Source organism: uncultured Paenalcaligenes sp. (assembly GCF_947630565.1).
Classification (GTDB): domain Bacteria; phylum Pseudomonadota; class Gammaproteobacteria; order Burkholderiales; family Burkholderiaceae_B; genus Paenalcaligenes; species Paenalcaligenes faecalis.
This window is the reverse complement of sequence record NZ_CANRIC010000062.1, coordinates 1-8939: the sequence shown is the minus strand read 5'-3', so window position 1 is coordinate 8939 and position 8939 is coordinate 1. Positions and strand designations below refer to the sequence as shown.

10 protein-coding genes are annotated in these 8939 nt (G+C 46.2%); all 10 read right to left on the bottom strand.

The annotated features are described in order from the left end of the window. Positions 1-115: 115 nt before the first annotated feature. The 10 genes from phoU to Q0Z62_RS09885 all read right to left on the bottom strand — a co-directional run bounded on the left by phoU (position 116) and on the right by Q0Z62_RS09885 (position 8881). On the bottom strand, positions 116-835 hold the full coding sequence (gene phoU, locus Q0Z62_RS09930) for a phosphate signaling complex protein PhoU (protein ID WP_298054027.1): 720 nt from the start codon (positions 833-835) through the stop codon (positions 116-118). 68 nt (positions 836-903) lie between these two features. After that, positions 904-1575: a ribose-5-phosphate isomerase RpiA gene (rpiA, locus tag Q0Z62_RS09925; protein WP_269900105.1), complete on the bottom strand. Its 672-nt coding sequence runs from the start codon at positions 1573-1575 to the stop codon at positions 904-906. A 13-nt stretch (positions 1576-1588) separates the two neighbouring features. Further along, positions 1589-1942: a Spx/MgsR family RNA polymerase-binding regulatory protein gene (locus tag Q0Z62_RS09920; RefSeq protein WP_269900106.1), complete on the bottom strand. Its 354-nt coding sequence runs from the start codon at positions 1940-1942 to the stop codon at positions 1589-1591. Positions 1943-1973: 31 nt separating this feature from the next. Continuing rightward, positions 1974-2774 carry an ABC transporter permease subunit gene (locus tag Q0Z62_RS09915; protein ID WP_269900107.1) on the bottom strand — a complete coding sequence of 267 codons (801 nt, stop codon included), beginning with the start codon at positions 2772-2774 and terminating at the stop codon, positions 1974-1976. A 3-nt stretch (positions 2775-2777) separates the two neighbouring features. Further along, positions 2778-3692 (bottom strand): ABC transporter permease subunit, encoded by a 915-nt coding sequence (locus Q0Z62_RS09910; RefSeq protein WP_298054019.1) that lies wholly within the window; start codon positions 3690-3692, stop codon positions 2778-2780. After that, the gene (locus tag Q0Z62_RS09905) at positions 3689-4819 is read right to left on the bottom strand and encodes an ABC transporter ATP-binding protein (RefSeq protein ID WP_269900109.1); all 1131 of its coding nucleotides are present in this window, start codon (positions 4817-4819) and stop codon (positions 3689-3691) included. Before Q0Z62_RS09905 ends, Q0Z62_RS09910 begins: the two co-directional genes overlap by 4 nt. A gap of 32 nt (positions 4820-4851) precedes the next feature. After that, positions 4852-5952: a polyamine ABC transporter substrate-binding protein gene (locus Q0Z62_RS09900; RefSeq protein WP_298054032.1), complete on the bottom strand. Its 1101-nt coding sequence runs from the start codon at positions 5950-5952 to the stop codon at positions 4852-4854. 90 nt (positions 5953-6042) lie between these two features. Next, the gene (locus tag Q0Z62_RS09895) at positions 6043-6741 is read right to left on the bottom strand and encodes a 3-deoxy-D-manno-octulosonic acid kinase (RefSeq protein WP_298054016.1); all 699 of its coding nucleotides are present in this window, start codon (positions 6739-6741) and stop codon (positions 6043-6045) included. A 30-nt stretch (positions 6742-6771) separates the two neighbouring features. Beyond that, the gene (gene radA / locus Q0Z62_RS09890; RefSeq protein ID WP_269900111.1) at positions 6772-8157 is read right to left on the bottom strand and encodes a DNA repair protein RadA; all 1386 of its coding nucleotides are present in this window, start codon (positions 8155-8157) and stop codon (positions 6772-6774) included. A gap of 7 nt (positions 8158-8164) precedes the next feature. Continuing rightward, positions 8165-8881, bottom strand: a complete 717-nt coding sequence (locus Q0Z62_RS09885) for an SDR family oxidoreductase (RefSeq protein WP_269900112.1) — start codon at positions 8879-8881, stop codon at positions 8165-8167. Between the last annotated feature and the right edge of the window lie 58 nt (positions 8882-8939).

The window sequence follows — 8939 nt, the reverse complement described above, 5'->3', positions numbered from 1 at the left end:
TCATTCTTCAGGAAAAAGAAACCCCCAATTAAGGGGGTTTTTATCAAAATTACACAGTTCTATGTACTATACAGAATTAATGAGCGGCTTTTTTGTTTAGCGATTACAGCACGTATTAATCATCAAAATCCACGTCTTCACCTAGGGCTGTGCGTACTGTGTTTTTCATGCCTGTGTGACGTACATCATCACCACGAACCATGTAAATAACACGTTCCGCCATGTTTTTAGCATGATCGCCCATACGCTCTAGAGCCCGTGCAATAAAGATTAAATCAATAGAGCGGGAAATAGTACGAGGATCTTCAATCATATACGTAATAATATGACGCAAAGAGCCTTTCCACTCTTTGTCCACGTCTTTATCTTTACGCACTACATTCGCTGCCAACACCATATCCTGACGAGCAAAAGCATCTAAAGACTGATGAATCATTGAGACCACTGAATTACTCATGTGACGTAGCTCAACCACAGGCTCGTATCCGGTATCCGCCTCGTATAAGCGACGTGCCATTTTAGCAATGCGCTCTGCTTCATCACCACAACGCTCTAAGTCTGTCAGCATTTTGGAGATAGAGAGCAACATGCGTAAATCAATCGCCGTAGGCTGATTACGAGCAATGATATACGTAATACGCTCATCAATATCGACCTCAAGGCTATTAACCTCTTTTTCGCGTTCACGGACGAGGTCAACTAAGGACAGGTCACCGCTAAATAAAGCCTCCATGGCTTGTTCAACCATAGACTCCACCACACCACCCATTTGTAAAAACAAAGAGCGAGTGGCTTCGAGGTCGGAATGGAACTGTTTGTTAGTGTGTTCGATCATAAAAACCTATGCGCGCGCAGAAAAATAACAAGAATAGAGAGAGGCTAGTACAACAATATACTATGCCATTATGACATAGTTGTTACACCATTTTGCGTAGCAACCAAGGCTACACTGGCCCCTGTTAAGGCGAATAAACCACAACACACCACACCAGGAATGTCATTGATTTTTGACTCAAATTGGGCTGGCTCTGTTATAGCTAGCCCATGCACATCAATAATGTCATTACCATTATCTGTGACAAAATCCGCACGCCATTTTACCGTACCACCTAGCTGCTCTAGGCGACGTGTAACGGACTGACGAGCCATTGGAATGACTTCGATAGGCAGCGGAAAAGCACCTAACTGCTGTACGACTTTAGAGTCATCCACAATACATAAAAAATGCTGAGCAACCGAAGCGACAATTTTCTCACGAGTCAACGCCCCACCGCCACCTTTGGTCATATTTAGTTGGCCATCAATTTCATCCGCCCCATCAATATACCAATCCATACTTTGAATTTGGTTTAAGTCCAAGACCTCTATGCCATGCTGCTGCAAACGTAAGGTAGAACGTTCAGAGCTAGAGGCTGCAGCTTTAAATGCCCCTTTATGTTGTGCCAAAGCATCTATAAACATATCTACGGTTGAGCCCGTACCAATCCCGAGGATTGTGTCAGCAGACAATTTAGGAAGAATAAAGTCAATCGCTGCAGCAGCGACCTGTTGTTTAAGTTGGTCTTGTGTGTACATAATAAAAAATAAGTTAGGCAAAGCGCTGGGTAAAGAGGTCGGGTTTGAATCCAACCGAGACGGCCTGATCATCAACGGCGACGGGTCTACGCACCAATGTGGGAAAATCCGCAATTAATTGTAGCCAATCTTGATCACGTTCAGGTGTTTTACGCTCCTCAGGCAAATTCCTCCAGGTCGGGGAAGCCCGATTAACAAGCTTAGCCCATCCACCTAGCTGCTCAGACCACTGCAATAATAGGTCTGCACTAACCGGCTGATCTCTATAATCAACAAATTGATGTGCTACTTGATGCTCATCAAGCCACTGAATGGCTTTTTTACAGGTACTGCAATTTTTTAAACCGTAAATCATTAACATAATCATAAAAACAGCCGCTTAACGCGGCTGCTTTACATTAAGAGTTATCTTTTTGTAGACGACTTGCCACAATCACAACAAGTCCTACACCGAAAATAAATAACGTCGCTAAAGCATTGATCTCTGGCTTTAAACCCAATCGCACCCTAGAAAACACCTCTACGGGCAACGTGGTATAACCCGGCCCAGATAAAAACGAAGCAATCACCACATCGTCTAAGGATAGCGTAAAAGCCAACAGCCACGCTGCCATTAATGCAGGCATAATTAAAGGCAAGGTAATGCTAAAGAAGACCTTAATGGGTGTAGCTCCAAGATCTAAAGCGGCCTCTTCGTAGGACTTATCAAAGTCACGTATTCGTGCCTGAATCACTACGGCAACATAAGCCACACACAACACGACATGCCCAACCCAAATGGTAAAAATACCATCATTATCCCCTGGCCAACCAATCACGTTCGACAACTCCACGAACATCAAGAGTAACGAGATCCCTAGTACCACCTCTGGAATGACCAATGGCGCACTAATCAGACCTGCATACAAGGTAAAGCCTCTAAATTTGCCCATACGCGACAAAACATAAGCCGCCCACGTCCCAATCACAACGGATGCGGTGGCGGTCATTGCGGCAATTAAAAATGATAATTTAGCTGCATTTAACAACACTTGATCAGCAAAAAGGGACTTGTACCATTTCAGCGAAAAACCAGACCACGAGGTCATAATGGCAGATTCATTAAAAGAAAACACCACTAAAAACACGATCGGCAAATACAAAAAACCAAAACCAATAAAGAGGCTTAGCGCGCGCCAATAAGGATTTGTTTTTAACATCGTTTATCCCTTTTTCTCTGCATGTAAGTGCTTGACCTGACTGTGCTGAAAGAAAATCAACGGCACAATTAACAACAACACCATTACGCACGTTACAGCTGCTGCCATAGGCCAATCGGAGTTATTAAAGAACTCTCCCCACATTACACGCCCCATCATTAAGGTGTTTGCTCCACCCAGCATTTCAGGCACAACGTACTCGCCCACCGCCGGAATAAACACCAGCATAGACCCAGAAATAATGCCCGGCATAGACAAAGGCAAGGTCACTTTCCTAAAGGCCGTAAAAGGTCGAGCACCTAAGTCATAGGCAGCCTCTAGCAGCCGCGTATCTAGTTTTACTAAACTGGCATATAAGGGGAGGATGAAAAAAGGTAAGTAGGCATATACCAAACCTATATAAACCGCCAAGTCTGTTCTATAGATTTCTAAAGGTGCATCCGTAATACCTGCCCACATCAATAGAGAGTTCAATACCCCATCATTGCGCAAAATACCGACCCACGCGTACACGCGCAATAACAATGAAGTCCAAAAAGGCAAAATCACAGCCAAGAGCAAGTAGTTACGTATGCGTGGGTTAGAGCGAGCAATGTAATACGCCATGGGATAACCAACCAACACGCATAATAACGTGGTGATCAACGCCATTTTCACCGAGCTCAGATACGTTGCTAAATACAAATTATCACTAAACAATAAGATGTAGCCACGTAAATGGAGCGACCAATTTAAGGTCTCCTCTTTAAACTCGATCAAAGGCGTATAAGGAGGCACTCCAAATTGCAAATCCGCAAAGCTAATCTTTAAGACCAGCAAAAATGGGATGAACAAGAAAATGAATAGCCAAGCAAAAGGGGCTGCAATAATCAGACTGCGCCCCGACGGTTTTAATGCAGAAAAATTGAGCTTTTTCATGAGGCTAATACCGTTGCACTATCGTCCGACCAAGACACATATACTTCGTCCTCAACCTCTGGAGCATCGGCCTGAGTTAAGAACAGACTGGGCATATTGGCTTCCATCAACATGCCGCTATCAAGCCTAATCTGATAGCGCACATAACTTCCCATCCACGCCACATGCGTCACTTGGCCTCGCCCCCAGTTGCTATCTTGGGCTGGTTTTTGATGACTTACCTGAATGTGCTCGGGACGAACAGAAACATGAACCTCCATGCCCAAGGGTTCGCTAATCCCATGATTGACATGCAAATGACTGGGAAGATCCTCGCTTTGAATTTCCACATGGTCAGACTCATCAATCACAATTTCGCCTGTAAATAAATTCGTTGAGCCAATAAAACTAGCAACAAAACGTGAGTTAGGGAACGTGTAAACATCATAAGGCGTACCACATTGCTCGATCTGTCCAGCGGTCATGACAGCGATACGATCTGCCATCGTCATGGCTTCTTCTTGATCGTGCGTCACCATAATGCACGTCACACCCACCTGCTCTAGAATCTTGACGAGTTCCACCTGCGTTTTCTGACGAATCTGCTTATCTAAAGCCGACATAGGCTCATCCAGTAGCAGCAGTTTTGGACGTTTAACCAAACTGCGCGCTAAAGCCACACGTTGCTGTTGTCCACCAGACAACTGGCTAGGCTTACGACGAGAAAACCCAGCCATTTGTACCAAGTCTAAGGCCTCAAAAACGCGCTCATGAATCTCATTAGCGGCGACGCCCTCTTGCTTGAGACCAAAAGCCACATTAGCTTCTACGCTCATGTGCGGGAAAAGCGCATAGGATTGAAACATCATATTGACTGGCCGCTTATACGGCGGCAAGTCTGTAATGTCTTCGTTATCCAAGTAAATACGCCCTGAGGTTGCCTCTTCAAAGCCTGCCAACATACGCAACAACGTGGATTTACCACAACCAGAACTGCCTAATAGTGCAAAGAACTCGTGACGTCGCACCGACAGGTCAACTGACTTAACGGCAACGGTATCCCCAAAAATCTTCACTATATTTTCAACACGGACGAACTCGTCCTCAACGCCGGCCCATGACGAACCTGCAGAGCGATTTTCTACCATTTTTTATCCTTAAGGTTTAATGCTCTATGACATTAACGACCAGATTTAAGCTCAGACCACATACGAGTTTGTAAACGTTGTATGGCCAAGGGCTGTGGCTTAATCACAAATAAGGTTTTAGCAACGTCTGCTGGAGGGTAAATCATCGGATTAGTTGCAACCTCTGGCATAACGAACTCTCGCGCCGATTTATTCGCATTGGGAAAGAACATGGTGTTGGTGATTGCCGCATGTACTTTTGGTGTCTCAATGTAGTTGATGAAATGGTGCGCCGCGTCTACATGAGCTGCACTTTTTGGAATCGCCATCGTATCAAACCACACAGGAGCCCCGCCATCCGGAATGTAGTAGTCTACCTTGTAGTCTTTTTTAACCTCTCTGGCTCGGTGTGCCGAAATCATCACATCACCCGAGAACCCATACACCATACATAAGTCACCCGCAGCCAGTTCATCGATATAGCCCGAGGAGCTAAACTGACGGATAAAGGGACGAATTGTTTTTAATAGTGCGAGGGCTTCTTTGTAATCCTCTGGGTCTGAACTGTTTGGGTCTTTACCTATGTAATGTAAGACCGCCGGAAAAACCTGCGCGGCCTCATCCAGCATAGAGATACCACAGCCTTTAAGCTTTTCAGCATTTTCAGGCTTAAACAACATATCCCAATCACCTAGCTTTACGTCCTCACCCATGATCTTTTTAACCTGAGTGACGTTGTAACCCAATCCATTCGTGCCATAGCCCCACGGAATCAAGTACTCATTTCCTGGGTCCACATCCGCCAACACAGCCATGATATCGGGATCAAGATGCTCCCAATTAGGGATCTTGGCTTTATCTAATTTTTGGAATAACCCACCCTCAATTTGACGCGCCGCATAATGTGTAGAAGGCACCACCACGTCATAACCAGATTTACCGGTCAATAGCTTGGCCTGCAACGTGTCGTTGCTGTCAAAGGTGTCATAACGCACTTTGATACCCGAAGCCTCTTCGAAGCCAGACAAGGTATCTGGGGCGGTATATTCAGCCCAGTTATAAACGTTAACAACGTTTTCTTGTGCTTGAGCAGTAGAAAAAGCAGCAGTGATCACTGCCCCCAAAAAAAGATGTTTGGCTAAGCCGAAGTTCATCATCTTGAACCCCTTTAAATAAAACATGGGAAACCAAAAGGCGAGTATATGCCGGGGAGAGCCCCGTTCAATCAAAACGTAAAAATGGAACTAGGTTTTAATGAGTTGTTGATAAGCGAGTGCAAACTGCTCGTACCACTGCAGGCCATCTAGGCCTTGCACCTTAATCAAAGAGCGACGCAAACGTAACAGATTGTTTTTTCGCTGTTTAGCATCTACAACATCACGTATTTTCGCTCGATCAAAATCAATCAGATAAATACGTTTTTGTGTATCCATTAAGACATTAAAGACATTTAAGTCTGCATGCCATACACCGGCATCATGCATTTGTTTAACAGCGAATGCAACGGCTTTTGGATCACATTGATCCAACTGATGAGCAATAGGAAAGGCCTCTGGGATACGCGCCACAATGATGGCGGCCTTATAGCCTAAAAACACACGCTGCCACCACGCAGCCAAGGGAGCAGGAACGGCTAACCCCGCGTTGCTCAAATGCAACAAAACAGCGTACTCAGCCCAAGATCGTGTTTGCTCTGCACCCGTCCAAAAATAATACTGACGAATCAATTTTGCAATTAAACCGCCACGACGATAATGGCGCAACACGGCCTGTTGTCCCTGATACTCAATAAACCACGCTGCATTTCGCCCCCCTTGGGTTACTGGTTGCGCGGCTAAATGGATATTTTTAGGATCAAACAATAAGGAATTGGGTTCGGTCGTAAAGTTTGGATTATAGCGAATGCCATCGGCATCCACTGTAAGCACAGAGGAATTTGACATAATTTAGCCTAACGTATTTAGACCTAAATGTTAAGCCTGCAGCCTAGCCACTGCATCTTCGATACGGTCCACAGCCCAAATTTCTAAGCCTTCAATGGGTTGTTTGGGTGCATTTGCCTGAGGAATCAACGCAATGGAGAACCCCAATTTTGCCGCCTCTCTGAGACGCTCTTGGCCGCGTGGAGCAGGCCGAATCTCGCCAGCTAATCCGACCTCACCAAAAACAATCAGCCCTTTAGGTAAGGGGCGATTATTCAAGGACGACATAATAGCTAATAAAACAGCTAAGTCTGCTGCGGGCTCTGTGATGCGTACCCCTCCCACCGCATTCACAAATACATCTTGATCATGCGTCACTATGCCGGCATGACGATTCATGACAGCAAGCAACATGGATAAGCGTGCGCCCTCTAGGCCCACAGACAACCGTCTCGGATTTGGTACATGGGCTGTATCAACTAAGGCTTGAATTTCGACCAATAAAGGACGCGTACCCTCTTGGGTCGCCATCACACAAGAGCCAGCTACTTGTTGCTGATGTCTAGATAAAAACAAAGCGGATGGATTGCTCACCCCACGCAAGCCTTTATCTGTCATAGCAAACACACCTAGCTCGTTTACAGCACCAAAACGATTTTTAAAGGCACGTACTAAGCGATAAGACGACTGACTATCGCCTTCGAAATACAAAACCGTATCGACTATATGCTCAAGAACACGGGGCCCAGCTAAGGAACCATCTTTGGTGACATGCCCAATCAATACCATCGCAATCCCATGTTGCTTTGCGAGTCGGGTTAACTGAGCTGCACATTCTCGTACTTGCGACACTGATCCGGGCGCAGCACTAAGCTGTGATGAGTACAGAGTCTGAATCGAGTCAATAACCGCAACTTTAGGTTTACGCTCAAGTAATGTTTGGCTGATATGCTCAAGCTGAATTTCGGCCAATAGATCAACCCCAGCAGTCGGCAACTCTAGGCGTCGCGCACGTAACGCCACCTGCTCGGCTGACTCTTCGCCGGTTACATAAAGCACAGGCACCACAGTAGCAAGCGCAGACATAGCCTGTAGTAGCAAGGTGGATTTCCCAACCCCAGGGTCACCCCCGATCAAAATCACCCCACCATCCACCAATCCGCCCCCCAAAGCGCGATCTAACTCTGATAGCCCAGTAGGTTGCCTAGGAACCTCTCGGGCCTGAATATCAGACAAGCTCTGTACTGGACTGGCCCCAGCTAAGGACTCATACCGATTAACCACAGCAGTAGTAGCAGCGGGCTCAACCACTATTTCTTGCAATGTGTTCCACTGTTGGCATTGAGGACAGCGCCCCTCCCAACGCGGGCTATCTGCCCCGCACTCAGTACAGACAAAAGCGGTTTTTGCTTTTTTAGCGGTTTTACGTGTTGCCATAGTGTTATTAACGTCCGATGAGGCTGCTGCCCCCATCAATGAGTAATTCTTGTCCGGTTATATAAGACGCCGCATCACTTAAAAAGAATGCAACGGCCGCGGCAATTTCATCGGTTTGCGCAAATCGCCCCATTGGGATGCTATGGAGCATTTTCTGCTCACGCTCAGAGCCCTCGGGGCAGTTTTGTCTAAACAGCGCCGTTTCAGTCGGACCGGGGGAAATCGCATTTACGGTAATCCCAAATGGGGCTAGCTCAAGCGCCCATGTGTTCGTACAGCCTAACAAAGCGCTTTTCGCTGCGGCATAGCTAGTACGATCATAGGCACCATGCGCGGCACGACTAGCAATATTGATAATACGTCCTTCTTGGCGAGCTTTCATGGAAGGAATAAAGGTCTGCGCCACCTGAACGGCAGAGCGCACATTCAAGTCAAACACCTGATAGAGCATTTCTAGGTCTACCTCGCCAATTGGCTGAGGCATCACTGAGCCCACATTATTTACTACGGCATCAACAGGATATTTTTCTCGCAACATGCGCAAGACTTCTTCACTTTCACCTGCATTGGATAAATCACAGGTGTATAAATAACCTGGGAAATCAATATCCTGAGTATTGCGAGCTAAACCCACTACATGCGCGCCTAAATCTGCTAAATGCTGGCTAATGGCCCAACCGATACCTTTGGTGGCTCCGGTGACTAATACACATTTATTTTTCATCTAAATTGTGCGAGATACCCCGCGATGAGTGGCGGGGAGGGATAGCACGGGTTACGTA